Origin of the sequence: Plantactinospora sp. CA-294935, assembly GCF_050936445.1 — a bacterium.
Classification (GTDB): domain Bacteria; phylum Actinomycetota; class Actinomycetes; order Mycobacteriales; family Micromonosporaceae; genus Plantactinospora.
In genome coordinates this window covers 1,885,384-1,899,514 of the sequence record NZ_JBNJMU010000001.1, presented here as the reverse complement: position 1 = coordinate 1,899,514, position 14,131 = coordinate 1,885,384, and the positions used below count along the sequence as shown (strand labels likewise).

11 protein-coding genes are annotated in these 14,131 nt (G+C 73.1%); 7 read left to right on the top strand and 4 right to left on the bottom strand.

What is annotated here, in order from left to right; all coding sequences use genetic code 11:
• Positions 1–35 precede the first annotated feature (35 nt).
• The 3 genes from ACQEVC_RS08545 (at position 36) to ACQEVC_RS08535 (ending at position 5,944) form a co-directional block, all read left to right on the top strand.
• Positions 36–521, top strand: a complete 486-nt coding sequence (locus ACQEVC_RS08545) for a MarR family winged helix-turn-helix transcriptional regulator (protein ID WP_432874858.1) — start codon at positions 36–38, stop codon at positions 519–521.
• Positions 522–845: 324 nt separating this feature from the next.
• A complete protein-coding gene (locus ACQEVC_RS08540; RefSeq protein WP_432874855.1) occupies positions 846–3,155 on the top strand; it encodes an MMPL family transporter in 2,310 nt (769 codons plus the stop codon).
• Between the two features lie 119 nt (positions 3,156–3,274).
• Positions 3,275–5,944 carry an ATP-binding protein gene (locus ACQEVC_RS08535; protein WP_432874852.1) on the top strand — a complete coding sequence of 890 codons (2,670 nt, stop codon included), beginning with the start codon at positions 3,275–3,277 and terminating at the stop codon, positions 5,942–5,944.
• A gap of 278 nt (positions 5,945–6,222) precedes the next feature.
• On the opposite strand, the gene ACQEVC_RS08530 is transcribed toward ACQEVC_RS08535, so the two are convergent.
• A complete protein-coding gene (locus ACQEVC_RS08530; protein ID WP_432891172.1) occupies positions 6,223–6,672 on the bottom strand; it encodes a MarR family winged helix-turn-helix transcriptional regulator in 450 nt (149 codons plus the stop codon).
• A 150-nt stretch (positions 6,673–6,822) separates the two neighbouring features.
• Between ACQEVC_RS08530 and ACQEVC_RS08525 the strand changes: the two genes are divergently transcribed.
• A complete protein-coding gene (locus ACQEVC_RS08525) occupies positions 6,823–7,407 on the top strand; it encodes a YceI family protein (protein WP_432874850.1) in 585 nt (194 codons plus the stop codon).
• A gap of 280 nt (positions 7,408–7,687) precedes the next feature.
• A complete protein-coding gene (locus ACQEVC_RS08520; RefSeq protein WP_432874848.1) occupies positions 7,688–9,166 on the top strand; it encodes a glutamate-cysteine ligase family protein in 1,479 nt (492 codons plus the stop codon).
• Between the two features lie 6 nt (positions 9,167–9,172).
• Here the strand turns inward: ACQEVC_RS08520 and ACQEVC_RS08515 are convergent, their stop codons facing one another.
• Positions 9,173–10,612, bottom strand: coding sequence for a hypothetical protein (locus tag ACQEVC_RS08515; protein ID WP_432874845.1), 1,440 nt, complete (start codon positions 10,610–10,612; stop codon positions 9,173–9,175).
• A 185-nt stretch (positions 10,613–10,797) separates the two neighbouring features.
• Here ACQEVC_RS08515 and ACQEVC_RS08510 point away from each other — a divergent pair, with 185 nt between their 5' ends.
• Both ACQEVC_RS08510 and ACQEVC_RS08505 read left to right on the top strand, forming a co-directional pair.
• On the top strand, positions 10,798–11,472 hold the full coding sequence (locus ACQEVC_RS08510; protein ID WP_432874842.1) for a PASTA domain-containing protein: 675 nt from the start codon (positions 10,798–10,800) through the stop codon (positions 11,470–11,472).
• Between the two features lie 121 nt (positions 11,473–11,593).
• Entirely contained in the window at positions 11,594–12,445 is an 852-nt protein-coding gene (locus ACQEVC_RS08505) for a PASTA domain-containing protein (RefSeq protein ID WP_432874839.1), read from the top strand.
• A gap of 171 nt (positions 12,446–12,616) precedes the next feature.
• On the opposite strand, the gene ACQEVC_RS08500 is transcribed toward ACQEVC_RS08505, so the two are convergent.
• On the bottom strand, positions 12,617–13,135 hold the full coding sequence (locus tag ACQEVC_RS08500; protein WP_432874837.1) for a hypothetical protein: 519 nt from the start codon (positions 13,133–13,135) through the stop codon (positions 12,617–12,619).
• A gap of 160 nt (positions 13,136–13,295) precedes the next feature.
• Positions 13,296–13,598: a hypothetical protein gene (locus ACQEVC_RS08495; RefSeq protein ID WP_346261053.1), complete on the bottom strand. Its 303-nt coding sequence runs from the start codon at positions 13,596–13,598 to the stop codon at positions 13,296–13,298.
• Positions 13,599–14,131: the final 533 nt, after the last annotated feature.

Sequence of the window (14,131 nt, the reverse complement as noted above, 5' to 3'; positions counted from 1 at the left end):
AACTATATAAGTATGTCTAGCGTTATCCTCGTGAAGTGAAACGAGTGACCATGGCGGACGAGACGGTGCTCCGGCAGGCGAGGACACTCGTACCCGTTCTGTACCAACTGAGCCGGGTGATGCGGCTACAGGGCATCGACGCGGCCGGGCTCGGCCAGTTGCCGCCGTCCGAGCTGGAGGTACTCCGGTACGTCGCCGACGCCCCCGGCGTCTCGGTGAGCACCCTTGCCCGTGACCTCGGCCTGCACGCCAGCAACGTCAGCGCGACCGTCCGCGCCCTGGTGGCCCGCAACCTGGTCCGCCGCGAGCCCGACCCGAACGACCGGCGGGCCGTACGGCTGCACGCGACGCTCGACGCGGCGCACGGCTCGGCCCGGATCGAGGACGCCTGGGCCCGGATCTTCGCCGACGCCATGGCCGAGATCAGCGACGAGCAGCGGGCCGAGCTGGCCAGCGCCGCTCCGGCACTCGGCGCGCTCGCCGAACGCCTGCGGGCCCGCCGCGCCACCGAACGCGGCTGACCCCGTTCCCCGACCCCGGCTGACCCCGTTTCCCGATCCCGGCCTCGACCCGGCACACCGGACCTCGACCCGGCACACCGGACCTCGACCCGGCACACCGGACCTCGACCCGGCACACCGGACCTCGACCCGGCACACCGGACCTCGACCCGGCACACCGGACCTCGACCCGGCACACCGGACCTCGACCCGGCACACCGGACCTCGACCCGGCACACCGGACAGTCAGTTCTGACCGGATAGCGGCTGACGCCTGACTGCTCAGGGTGTTTGCATGTGCGCCGAGGGCGACGAGCGGGCGTCCCGCCAGGGGAGGTTCGGAGCATGTTCGCTGCGTTCGGACGGTCGCTGTGGCGGTGGCGCTGGCCGGTACTTGTGGCCTGGCTGGGACTGGTGCTCGCCGGAGCCACCCTCGGCGGGCAGGTCTTCGACCGGCTGGTCGACACCGACAACCTCCGCCCGGACGCCGAGTCGCAGCGGGCCGACCGCCGGGTCGCCGCACTCCTCCCGGAGGGCCCGATCGTGGTCGCGATCGTCCGGGACCGGGACCCGTACGACCCCGCGCTGGTGGCCAGCGTCAACCGGGTACGCGCCGAGGTGCAGGCCGTACCGGGGGTCAGGGAGGTCGAGGACCTCTACAACGCGGCGGGCGGCCGGATCGGCGCCGACAACCGCAGCACGCTGGTCCGGGTCGAGTTGGCCGACGGGCTGCCGACCGCCGAGCGGGAGGCGGCCGAGGACCGGGTGGCCGCCCTGCTGCGCGGCATCGACGCGCCGCAGGTGCTGGTCGGCGGCGAAACGTTGGCCGAGCGGGCCTTCGCTGAGCAGGCGATCGACGACGCGGCCGTCGGTGAGTCGATCGCGCTCGGCGTACTCCTGGTGGCGCTGGTGGTGATCCTCGGCGGTCTGCTGGCCGGGGTGCTCCCGCTGGTCGCCGCGCTCGCCGCCGTCGCGGTGACCCTGCTCGGCCTCTACGGCCTGACCGCCGTCACCGGGGTCGGCGAGTTCACCGTCAACGTGGTCACGCTGCTCGGCATCGGTCTGACCGTGGACTACGCGCTGCTGCTGATCGCCCGGTTCCGCGAGGAACGCGGCGACGGGCCGGGAAGCGAGCACGGGCCGGGGAATGACGACGGGCTGCGGAGCGGCGATCCCGCCGAGGCGCTGGCCCGGACGATGGCGACCGCCGGCCGTACCGTGCTGATCTCCGGCCTGGCGGTCGCGGCGGCGATGGTCGGCCTCTACGCCTTCGCCGAACCGCTGCTCGCCGCGATGGCGCTCGGCGGCGCGCTCGCGGTGGCGCTGGCCACGTGTGCCGGCCTGACCCTGCTGCCGGCGCTGCTCGCCGTCGCGCACCGGCACATCCCGGCTCCCGGCGCCCGGACCTGGGTGCGCCGGACCCTGGCCGCCGCCGCGAGCCCGGCCCGCCGGATCGTCCCGGCCCGACCCGCAACCACCCCCCGATCGGGTACGCCCGGCGCCGGCCCCGGCCTGCTCGGCCGGCTCGCCGAGTACGCACAGCGCAGACCCGGCCCGGTCGCGTTCGGCGTCTCCGCCGGCCTGCTGCTGCTGGCCCTGCCCTTCCTGGCCGGCGCCAACCTGGCCAACTCCGACGCCCGGACACTGCCCCGGTCGATGGAGGCCCGGCAGGTGCACGACGTGCTGCTGCGCGACTTCGAGGCGGGCCGGGCCGCCCCGGTCACCGTCGTCGTGGAGGCGGATCCGGCCAGTGCCGAGGTGCGGGACCTGATGAACCAGCTCAACACCCTGCCCCAGGTGATCCGGATGCAGCCCCGCCCCGACGTGCCGGGTCCGGCGGTGGTGATCGACCTGACCCCGCACGGCGCGACCAGCGGCCCCGAGTCCCGTGAGCTGGTACGCGCGGTGCGTGCCCTCGACCAGCCACTGCCGCTGCTGGTCGGCGGGCCCGCCGCCGAGCTGGTCGACTACCGCGCTTCGGTAACGCAACGGCTGCCGTACGCCGTACTCGTGCTGCTGCTGGTCACCACCGGGCTGCTCTTCGTACTCACCGGCTCGCTGGTCATCCCGGTCAAGGCGCTGGTGATGAACGTGCTGACCCTGCTCGCCACCCTCGGCGTGCTGGTGGTGGTCTTCCAGTGGGGCGTGGGTGCCGCGCTGATCGGGGTGGAGTCCTGGGGAGCGATCGACCTCACCACCCCGGTCCTGCTCTTCGTCTTCGTCTTCGGGCTGTCGATGGACTACGAGGTGTTCCTGCTGGCCCGGATCCGCGAGGAATGGCGGCGCTGGTCGGGCCTGCGTACCCCGGCGGCCCGCACCCGAGCCGGACAGCGGGCGGTGCTGGCCGGGATCACCCGGACCGGTCCGGTGGTGACCTCGGCGGCGGTCTGCATCACCATCGTCTTCCTGGGTTTCCTGCTCGGCGACCTGACCGCGGTCAAGGAGATCGGCCTCGGCATGGCGGTGGCCGTACTGCTCGACGTCACGGTGGTCCGCGGGCTGCTGATGCCGGCGTTGATGAGCCTGCTCGGCGAGTGGAACTGGTGGGCGCCGGCCCCGCTGCGCCGGCTGCACCAGCGGCTCTCCGGCGACCGGGACCTGCCGGTCGGTACGCCGGTTCCGCCCGCTCCGGTGCCGGTTTCCGTTGAACCGTGAGGGCTCGGTTACCGGCCGGAACCGGTCATCAGTGATCTGTCGGATATCTATGTCCTCTTCCGTCGGTAGCACGACGTATCTCTGCCGGGACCCTATTGGGCTGCGTAGTCTTCCTGCCCATGACTCCGGATCATGGCTCCGACCGGGTTCCGGGTGGCTTCGCCGAGTTGCTCCGCCGGTGCCGGCTGGCGGCCGGACTGACCCAGGCCGAACTTGCCGAACGGGCCGCCGTCGGGATCCGTACGGTCCGTGACCTCGAGCGGGGCCGGGCCTCCCGTCCACAGCGGACGACCGTGGAACTGCTCGCCGCCGCGCTCGGTCTGGCCGGGCAGGACCGGTCCGACTTCGTCGCGCTGGCCCGGGGCCAGGCCGGGCCGATGCCGGAGGTGGGCGGTCTTGCGTCCGCGGCGTCCCGGCGCCTGCCGACGCGCGGCTTCGGGCTGCCGGATCCGGGTGAGCTGATCGGTCGGGACCGGGATGTGGCCGACCTGGCGGCGATGCTGACCGAGCAGCCCCGGGTGGCGCGCGGGGTGGTCAGCCTGGTCGGCCTCGCCGGAGTCGGCAAGACCGGGCTGGCCCTCAAGGTCGCTCGGGAGGTGGCCGACGACTTTCCCGGTGGTACCAGCGGGATCGTCATGATCGAGGGTTCCACCGAGGGTGACGTGCTGTCGGTCGTCGCCACGGTCTTCGGCGTCGGCCGGGCCAGTGACCTCGCCGGCCGGTTCTCGGACGCGCCGTCGCTGCTGCTGGTGGACGCCGTCGAACGCGCACCCGGAGCGGCCGCCGAGGCGCTCGACCGGCTCGCCGAGATCGCGCCGACGCTGCGGGTGCTGACCACCGGACGGCACCCGGTCGGGCTCTCCGGGGAACGGGTCCGCCCGGTCACCCCGCTGGAGGTGCCGCCCGCCGACGTACCGACCGACCTCGCGGTGGTGGCCGACTATCCCGCCGTCGCGCTGCTGCTCGCCCGGCTGCGCCAGATCGGCCGCGAGCCACCGCAACCCGACGAGGTGGTCGCGCTCGTCGAGCTGGTACGCCGGCTCGGCGGACTGCCCCTCGCCATCGAACTGGCCGCGGCGCACGGTCGGGTGCTCAACCTCAACGAGCTGCTCGACCGGTACGGCAATCGCCTGCTCGACCTCGGCACGGCACCGGTGGGCCGTGCGGCGGCGGTGACTTTGCGGGACGCGGTGGCCGCCAGCTACCGGCTGCTCGACGCCGACGAGCGGGCCGCCCTGCGCCGCCTCTCGGTGCTGCGTAACCGCTGGTCGGTGGAGCTGGCCGAGGCGATGCTCGCCCCCGACCCGTTCCCGGCCGACGGTTCGCCCTCGCCCGGCGATTTGCGGTTCACCGACGGCGATGCGCCGCCCGGCGACGGGAGTGCCGGTGACGAGCCGGTCCAGCAACCGGTCGATCCCGTCCGGTTGCTGGACCGGCTGCTGGCACACGGGCTGATCGGCGCCCGGGGCACCGGACCGCTCCGGTTCCGGGTACTGGACGTGGTGCGGGACTTCGCCGCCGAACGGGCCACCGCGAACGGCGAACTCGCCGCGATCCGTCGACGGCACGCGTCGGTCTTCGCCGGACTGGCCGCCCGGGTCGCGCCGGACCTGGCCGGTGCCCGGTTCGTCGAGGCGGTCGGCCGGCTCGACGAGGTGGCCGGTGACCTGTGGACCGCACTGGCGTACTCGGCGAACGACGATCCGCACACCGCGCTGCGGTTGGCCGGGAACCTCGCCCGATGGTGGCGGTACCGGGGGCGGGACGTGGCGGGTCGGCAGTGGCTGCGCCGGCTGCTGGACGACCCGCGTACCGGTGACGCCGATCCGGCGGCCCGGGCCTGGGCCCAGGTCGGGGTCGCGCAGCTCGCCCAGGAGCACGGTGCCGGTCCGCAGGAGCTGCCGTCCGCCGAGGCGGCGGTGGCGGCGTTCCAACGGCTGTCCGACGTACCCGGTGAACTGGCCGCCCGGAACGTGCTCTGTGGACTGTGGACCGCGATCGGCGGTCACGACGAGGCGCGGCAGCACGGCGAGGCGGCGCTGGAGCTGGCCACCCGTACCGGCCGGATCCGGGACATGGCGGTGGCGCAGAACAACCTGACCTGGCACGAGATCCGGGTCGGTGACCTCGCCGCCGCCCGGCGTCGGCTGGCGGCGGTGGACCGGCTCGCCGCGGAGTGCGGCGAGGAGCGCCTCCGGGTGCTGGCCCGGGCCAACCTGGCCGAGGTGGCCCGCCTGGAGGGCCGGTACCCGGACGCGGTCCGGCACGGTCGCCGGGTGGTGTCGGCGCTGGCCGACCTCGGCGACCCCGGGCACCGCCGGCGGGCGCTCGGCACGGTCGGCCTGGCGCTCGCCCAGGACGGGCGGATCGACGAGGCGACGGCGGTACTTGCCGAGTTGCGTGCCCGGAAGGCGGGCGACGGCGCGGGCCCGGTCGAGCTGGAACCCGGTGGTGCCCGGACCGACGAGATCGCTCCCCGGGACGACGGGATCTGCGCGCTGATCGAGGCGAGTCTGGCGATGCAGCGGGGCGACCGGGAGTGGGCGGCCGAGTGGTACGCGGCGGCCGTGCGGGCCTGTGAAGGGTCCCGTGACCTGCGGGACGTTGCCGAGGCGCTGGTCGGCCTGGTGGCGAGTACCGACGATCCGGCGGCCCGGAACGCGGCGGTCAAGCGTCTTGCTCAGGTGTGCCGGGAGGGCGGGATCGTTCTGCTGCCACGGGAGCGGGCGCTGATCGACGCGGCGGACGTGGACCGGACCGACACCGACGTGGATCAGGCCGGGAGCTGACCCGACCCGTCGGCTCTCACCTTGGGGCCGTGGCGCGAGCGGGGCAGCCCCCCGACAGAGCCCTCACTGATCCCCGCCCGCACCACGTCCCCAGAGCCCCCCGGCTGCCTGAAGATTAACCAGCTTCAGACGCCCGTTTTTTCTGATTAATGGGTGACGTGGCGATATGTGCGTGACTTCTGCCGGTCTTTCTGCCGGTGGTCTTTCGGGGTGTACCGGTCCCCTCCTGAGGTGGTAATCAGGATCCGTGGCGTTTGTCGGCACTCCGTGTCCGGAGTTCAACAGGCAGTGCTTGCCCCGGCGCTGGCACCGGTGCTGCCGGCGGTGGCGCCGGGATGGACCGCGTCCCGGACGACCCGCAGCGAGTCGAGCAGGCTCTCCAGCCTGGCCGGTTCGAGTTGACCGATGAACCAGTCCTGGATGAGCTGGATGTGGCCGGGCAGCGTCTCTTCGAGTCGCGCCATGCCGGACTCCGTCACCACCGCGTACGCACTGCGCCGGTCGGAGGGGCAGGCGCGTCGGCAGAGCAGGCCGTCCCGTTCCATCCGGTCGACGACCCGGGTCACGCCGCTGGTGGAGAGCGAGGTCTGCGCGGCGAGGTCGGTCATCCGGAGTTGGTGCTCGGGCGAGCGGGCCAGCCGCATCAGGACCTCGAACTCCACCGTCGACAGCCCGTGCTCCTCGAACTGGGCGGCAAATCTGGCGGCGAGCCCGGCGTACACCTCCATGACCAGGCCTATGGCCGTGATCCGGGCGTCGTCGTACAGGTTCTTGGTCACCCGGTCATCGTAGCAGTCGTTGACACAGGGAATATTGCTGTGTCTATAGTTGCTCAGTCAGTCATCGGTCACACAACCTATCTCCTGGGAAGGCACACCATGACCAGCAGCGCCGAGTCCGCCACCACCCGTACGTGGGAAGGGCTGACGATCCCCACCGCCGGCACCTACCTGCTCGACCAGGCGCACAAGCGCGTCGGGTTCGTGGCCCGGCACATGATGGTGAGCAAGGTCCGCGGCCAGTTCCGCGAGGCGGAGGCGACGATCACCGTCGCGGAGAACCCGCTCGAGTCCGCGGTGACCGCGACCATCCGGGCCGGCAGCATCGACACCGGCGCCGACGACCGGGACAACCACCTGCGCAGCGGCGACTTCCTGGAGGCGGAGAAGTACCCGACCCTGGAGTTCCGCAGCACCGGCGTCAAGTCGCACAGCGGCAACGAGTTCGTGCTCACCGGTGACCTCACGGTCAAGGGCGTCACCAAGCAGGTCGACCTGGAGGTCGAGTTCGAGGGCGCCGGCCGCAGCCCGTTCGGCCAGGACATCTTCGGTTTCACCGCGACCACCGAGATCGACCGCGAGGAGTTCGGCCTGACCTGGAACGTCGCGCTGGAGACCGGCGGCGTACTGGTCGGTAAGAAGATCAAGATTGAGATCGAGGGTGAGGCCATCCGCCAGGCCTGACCCCCGGCCGCCCGACCACACCGTCGGGATCGACACCAGGATGCCCCGGTCACCGCTGCGATGGTGACCGGGGCGCCTCGTTGGGTAATGCGCCCGGTGGAAAACGAAGCTCGTTCGTGTGCAATGGTGGACGCAGCGCCGCTGTTCGCTCACGCTGGGCGGCGGGCGCCGTGGCTGTCGTCACGTGTGCGCGGCGCTCATACGGTAATGATTCGTACGCGCCTCCGCTGGGCAAGGCCCTGCGGAACTGCGCAGAGCGCGCCTCGCGGCGGGAGGGTCGATGGGCCAGGACGTGTCGGAGGTCCCCTTCACCCGGGAGGACCGGATCCGATACCGGCAGAAGGTACGCCGGTGTCTGGACGTCTTCGCGCTCATGCTCGACGACTTCGGCTTCGACGCCGATCGGCCGACCACCGGCCTGGAGATCGAACTGAACCTGGTGGACGCGAACGTCGAGCCGGCGATGCGCAACGCGGAAGTGCTGGACAACCTCGCCGACCCGAGCTTCCAGACCGAGCTGGGTCAGTTCAACCTGGAACTCAACGCCCGACCCCGGCTGATCGAGGCAGCCGGCTTCGCCGACTACGAGCAGGACCTGCGGACCAGTCTCGGCCGGGCGGAGGAGCTGGCGGTCAAGTCCGACGCCAGCATCATCCTGATCGGCATCCTGCCCACGCTCACCCCCCGGCACCTGGTCCGCGACAACCTCTCCACCAACGAGCGTTACCAGGTGCTCAACGACCAGATCGTCGCCGCCCGGGGCGAGGACATCGAGCTGGACATCCGGGGCGTCGAGCGGTTGCAGACACACACCGACTCGATCGTCTCCGAGGCCGCCTGCACCAGTCTCCAGTTCCACCTCCAGGTGGCGCCGGACAGCTTCGCCGACTACTGGAACGCGTCGCAGGCGATCGCCGGGGTACAGGTCGCGCTCGGCGCCAACTCACCGTTCCTGCACGGCCGGCAGCTCTGGGCCGAGACCCGGGTCGCCCTCTTCGAGCAGGCCACCGACACCCGGCCCGACGAACTCAAGGCCCAGGGCGTACGCCCCCGGGTCTGGTTCGGCGAGCGGTGGATCACCTCGATCTTCGACCTCTTCGAGGAGAACGTCCGCTACTTCCCACCTCTGCTGCCGATCTGCGACGACGAGGACCCGGTCGAGGTGCTGCACAACGGCGGCATCCCCCGCCTCCCCGAGCTGCGGCTGCACAACGGCACCGTCTACCGGTGGAACCGGCCGGTCTACGACATCATGAACGGCCGTCCCCACCTGCGGGTGGAGAACCGGGTACTCCCGGCCGGGCCGACCGTGGTCGACATGCTGGCCAACGCCGCCTTCTACTTCGGGCTGGCCCGGGATCTGGCCGAGGGCGACCGGCCGATCTGGAGCCAACTGACGTTCAGCGCGGCCGAGGAGAACTTCCACGCGGCCGCGCGGCGGGGAATCGACGCCGCCGTCTCCTGGCCCCGGCTCGGCGAGGTGAAGGTGACCGAGCTGGTGCTGGACGTACTGCTGCCGAGGGCGGCCGCCGGGCTGGACCGGTTCGGGGTCGGCGCGGAGCATCGGGACCGGCTGCTCGGCATCATCGAGCAGCGCTGCCGTACCGGCCGCAACGGCGCGGTGTGGCAGGTGGAGGCGGTGCAGGCCGCCGAACGCGGCCGGGGGATGGACCGGTCCGAGGCCCTGCACCACATGCTGCGCCGGTACGGCGAACTCCAGCGGACCGACGAGCCCGTGCACACCTGGCCGGTCGACTGACCCGGGTCAGCGGAAGCGGCGACCCAACCTGCCCAGCCTGCCCTTGGCACCGCCCCCGGTGCCCTCGGCGGACTCCTCCGGCCCGGTCGCCGGGTCGGCGACCGGAGCGGGTTCGCCGTCGGACCCGGCGTCCTGGGAGCGGACGGGGGCGGCGCTTGACGGTACCGGGGCGGTGTCGGCCTGGTCGGCGCCGCGCCGTGCCCTGCGGCCGGGCTGGCCGGGCACCCGGGCCGGTCGGCCGGCACCGCCCGACGGGCCGGCCCCGGGGCCGTCGGTGCGATCGGTCTGCTCGTCCGGGTCGGCGTCCGCGGCCGGGGCGGTGGCGTCGCTCCGGCGGGTCTTCCTGCCGGCCTCCGCGGACCACGCCTCGCCAGTCCGCGTGTCGCCGGGCCGCGCCTCGCCGGGCCGCGTGTCGCTGGTCCGCGCCTCGCCGGGCGGCGGTGACGCCGGGCTGCCGTCGGTGGGCGGTGGTGCGTCCGGCCCGGTCCCGGACGGGGGCGGGTCGGAGCGGGAGTCGAGGGAGTCCGCCTGCCGGGCCATCGTCTCCGAGCGTTGTGCCAGCGCCGCGACCAGCGCGGACCCGGCGAGACCGGCGACCACCGCGTACGGTGCCATCAGGTGCGCCGACACCTGCTCGGGACGGATGCCCACCAGCCGGGGCGCGGCGACGAAGTAGGCGACCGCCACCAGCAGCGGCCCGCTGATGCCGGAGATCGCAGCGCCGACCCGGGTCGCCGGCCGGCGTGCCGCGGGGCGGGCGGCGAGCGCGCCGATCAGCAGCGCGGAACCGAGCGACAGCGCGGCACCGGGCCAGTAGAAGTACTCCCGGAACCAGAAGCGTTCGCCGTCGGAGGTCAACTGCCAGACCCCGAGCTGCGCGGCGGACAGCCCGCGCCCGGAGAGTACGCCGTCGACGACCGAGATCACCGCGAGCGCCCAGAGCCAGCAGACCGTACCGAGCACGTTGCTGGCGACGGCCGGTGACGAGATCGCCCAGATCGCCGCCACCAACCCGAGCAGGATGCCGAGGATGGCGTAGCCGGCCGCGACGGTCTGCGGAGCGGAGGTGTCGGCCCGCACCACCGCCCGGGCCGGAACGGCGACCAGCACCACGGTGACCAGCGCGCCGATCGCACTGGAGACGGCGAGCGCGGCCCGCCACAGAAAGGTGGCCAGGGTCGGCGGCGGATCCCCGGCGCGCCCGGCGGAGCCTCGGCCACCTCCGCCGAGCCGGTGCGCGCAGACCGCCCCGGCAACGGTCGAGGTGGCGGCTATCCAGGCGGCCCAGGTGAGGCTGGCGACCCAGGCCGCCTCGCTGTTGCCGCCGGTCGACGGCAGCCAGGCGATGATGCCGAGCCCGTAGCCGAAGCCCAGTTGAGCGGCGCCAGCGCCGGCGGCAACGCCGACCGCCGTCGCGACGGATCCTCCCCAGCCTCGTGCGGCCATGCGGGGCAGCGTAGCGTCCATCCGACGCCGGGGGCGAGCCGTGAACCGGGGGCAGCCGTCCCGACACGAACCGTGGCCGGTTGCGCTCCGAGGGCCGGGCCACCGATGCTGTCGGGCAGCGCGCTCCAGCGGGCGGACGGAAAACGGCGTGGCTTTCGTACGCCGGATGGTGAGGCAGGGTCGGCATGACGGATGAGGCTGTGGCGGGACACCCGGACCTGGGCGGCGGTCCCTCGAACCGGGCCGGCCTGTTCGCGGGCGCGGCGGTCGGGCTGGTCATCTGTGCCGTCGTCGGTGCCATCGGCGGCTACCTGCTGGCCGGCGACGACGACCGGGAGGGACCGTACGACGCCGGACCCACCACCCCGACGGCGCAGACGACGAGCAAGTCACCACGGAGTACGCCGAGCCGGACCCCCAGCCGCCGGGCGAGCAGCACGCCGCCGCCGATCGGCCAGATGATCCTGCCCGACCTGGTCGGCAAGGACTTCCAGCAGGCCCGGGAGGAGTTGCGGCAGCTCGGCCTCGGGGTGCAGTTCATCTTCGGCAGGGCGGGCGACGACCCCAGCGTCGCCAGTACCAACCCGAGGGGTGGCACCGCGGTGAAACGGGGCATCACCGTCCGGGTCACCGTGGTGGGTGAGGCACCGGAGGTGGTGGTACCCGCGCTCGTGGGCGAGTCCTGCAAGCAGGCGGCGCGGCGACTGGTCGACGACGGCCTCTATCCGCAATACCCGACCAAGGATCGGGGCGACGTACGCAACCAGGATCCCCCCGGCGGGACCGTGCTGCGGTGGAACCAGCAGGTCCGGCTCTACTGTTCCGACGGTCCGGTATCCGGCGGAACGCCGACGCCGTAACCCGGGCACGCAGCGTCGAACGGGCAGACACGCCCGGACTCGCGACGATGGTGGGCAGCACGTCGGGTCGGATAGGTTTGACGTGGTTCGCCCGGTCCATCCGATGGCGAGAGGACGTGGCATGGCCGACGATCCGCGACAGCCTCCGGACGACGGTGTGGACGGCGACCGTGGCGTACCCGAAGACCGGCCGCAGGGCGACGCCCCGAGCGGGCCGCCTGCCGGCGCCGGTGCCGGCCCGGACGATGCCACCCGGATCGGCCAACCCGGCGCGGCGGATGCCACCCGAGCCGGCGACACCGCCCGGCAGCCCGGCCCGGAGGACGCCACCCGGATCGGCGACACGGTCCGGCAGCCCGGCGCGGCGGACGCCACCGCGCCGATCCCGCCCCGCGAGCCGGCCTGGTCCGGCCGGGCCGGAGTGCCACCCCGGGGCTCCGCCCCGCCCCGCCAGCCGCAGCCCGACTGGAGCTACGACCCGGAGCCGGACGACCGGCGCTGGTGGATGCCGATCCTGGTCGGGACGGTGGCGGTGGTCCTGCTCGGTGTCCTGGTCGTTGCCGGCTGGGCGATCGTCGACTCGGCCCGGCGCGTCACCCCCAGCTCACCCTCCCCGGTGCTGACCACCCCGGCGGCGCCGACCGCGCCCACGACCGGCCCGCCGACCACCGCCGCGAGCACGCCGAGCGCCACCCCGAGTGTCAGCACCGAAGCGCCGGTACTGCTGCCCCCGCTCGTCGGACTGTCCCAGCAGGAAGCGGTGGCGGAGCTCGGCCGGCTGGGGCTGGTGCCCCGGATCGAGCCCCGGACCTCCGGCCGGCCGCCGGGGACCGTACTGGACACGGAGCCGTCGACCGGTACGGAGGTCCAGCCGGGCAGCGAGGTCATCCTCGTGGTCGCCGAACCGCCGACCTCGCCGCCGACCACCGCACCCGGTCCCACCGGCCCGACCGGGCCGACCCCGGGCGGCTGAGCCGCACCCGGTCCCACCGACCCGAGGCGACCCACCCGGGGTGGCTGAGCCCTCGGGATCACGGCAAACGGCTGAGCCCTCGGGATCACTACAAGACGCGAGCGACCGAGCCCCGGTCCGGGCGGTAGGCAGGGTCAGGACGGTCGGGGGCTCGCACCCGGGCCGGGCCGGTTACCAGTAGCGGCGCCTGGTGCCGACCATGACCAGACCGACGGCCGAGATCACCAGGCCGAACAGGCCGGAGTACGCCAGTGAGCGCTGATAGCCCGGCGGCGGTCCGTCGGTGGACGGCGGTGGCCCGGCCCGCTGCTCCTCGGCGTCGTCGGGTTGGTGTTCCGGGGCGGTCGGAGCCCGATAGGCACCCGGGCCGTCGTCCGAGGCGATGGCCGGGTCGGCGGTGTCGTCGGGGCCCGGTGTCTCCGGGCTGCCCTGGGCCGGCAGCCGGTGCCAGGGCCCGATGCGCCGGCCCGGCCAGCCCTCATAGGTGGCGGTGGGCGGTGTGGAGGTGGCCGCCCCGCCGTGCCCGGAGGGGTCGGCGAGCCCCGGATCGGGTTCGGTACGCCCCGGCTCGGCCGGCGACGTCGGGTTGGCGGCCGGGTGTCGTACGGAGAGCGGGCGGCTGGTGCCGGTGCCGCTCGCACAGCCGGGCAGGCCGACGGTGATCAGGATCAGCAGCACGCTGACCCGCATGCTCCGACACGTCGTCCGGTGTCGGTCGGAGGTCTCAACTGCCATCGGCGGCTCCCAGGTTCGGGGCCCTCGACGACGTGCGGGTGGTGAACCCGTGGGGTGGATACGCCCAGTCTAGGGCGGTGACGGGGGTGCCATCCGGCCTTCGAGGAGATGCGCCTCAGCCGACCCGGACCCGCGCGGCGAACGCGCTGGAGTTGGTCCGGGCGGGCCGCAGGGCCTGCGGGTAGTTGTGCCGTCCGGCGTTGGTCTGGAGCTGACGCAGCCCGTTGACCTGCACGAATATCGATCGACGTTCGACCGCGTCGCCGCTCGGGTTGAGCTCGTAGCCGTCCAGCCAGACCCAGCCGTGGTAGGTCGGCCAGTCGTGCACCCGGATCACCCGGAAGTAGATGGGCTCGGCGAACTGGACGCTCGCCGCGCGAGTCACGTGCAGCACATCACCGGAGCGGGGAAGGGGCACAGCAGCTCCTGTCCGACTGGCGCCGGGCGGGGCCGGCGGAAGTGGCGGGCGGGGGTCTGGTGGGTGGTCCTGCGGCGGTTGGTCGGAGGTCGCACCAGGGGCCGGTCGGGCGTGGGGCGTCGGCCGGGGCGATGCGTCGTTGCCATCACATCGCCCCGGCCAACACCTGTCGACTCCGGGACGCGCCAGCCGCCGTAGCGGCCCTGGCATACAGCGGCGGGGGCTCTTACCCCGGAGCGGGGCTTCTCGCCGTACCGCCGGCACGACCGTCTCCACGGTCAGGCGAGAATGGGGGAGCATTGCGTCGCCTGACCAGAGGGGAACGCTGCGTAGCCCGAGCCATACGGACAGGGTGCATCAAGAACATGATCAATGCAAGTTGCAGTTTGCCCTTTGCTCCGGGATGGCGATAGTGGGCTGTACGGCGCTTGATGCGCCGCGCGTGGAACCGGCAGACTGGACCCGGTTTCGGCCCCTGCGGCCGACAGGGTCATCGCTCCATCCGCCGCGAATGATCCCCCGCCGATGGCGGT

Coding starts and splice junctions, on each gene's coding strand:
- ACQEVC_RS08540 (WP_432874855.1), top strand. CDS start 846: ATGTTCGCTGCGTTCGGACGGTCGCTGTGGCGGTGGCGCTGGCCGGTA.
- ACQEVC_RS08535 (WP_432874852.1), top strand. CDS start 3,275: ATGACTCCGGATCATGGCTCCGACCGGGTTCCGGGTGGCTTCGCCGAG.
- ACQEVC_RS08530 (WP_432891172.1), bottom strand. CDS start 6,672: ATGGAGGTGTACGCCGGGCTCGCCGCCAGATTTGCCGCCCAGTTCGAG.
- ACQEVC_RS08525 (WP_432874850.1), top strand. CDS start 6,823: ATGACCAGCAGCGCCGAGTCCGCCACCACCCGTACGTGGGAAGGGCTG.
- ACQEVC_RS08520 (WP_432874848.1), top strand. CDS start 7,688: ATGGGCCAGGACGTGTCGGAGGTCCCCTTCACCCGGGAGGACCGGATC.
- ACQEVC_RS08515 (WP_432874845.1), bottom strand. CDS start 10,612: ATGGCCGCACGAGGCTGGGGAGGATCCGTCGCGACGGCGGTCGGCGTT.
- ACQEVC_RS08510 (WP_432874842.1), top strand. CDS start 10,798: ATGACGGATGAGGCTGTGGCGGGACACCCGGACCTGGGCGGCGGTCCC.
- ACQEVC_RS08505 (WP_432874839.1), top strand. CDS start 11,594: ATGGCCGACGATCCGCGACAGCCTCCGGACGACGGTGTGGACGGCGAC.
- ACQEVC_RS08500 (WP_432874837.1), bottom strand. CDS start 13,135: ATGCGGGTCAGCGTGCTGCTGATCCTGATCACCGTCGGCCTGCCCGGC.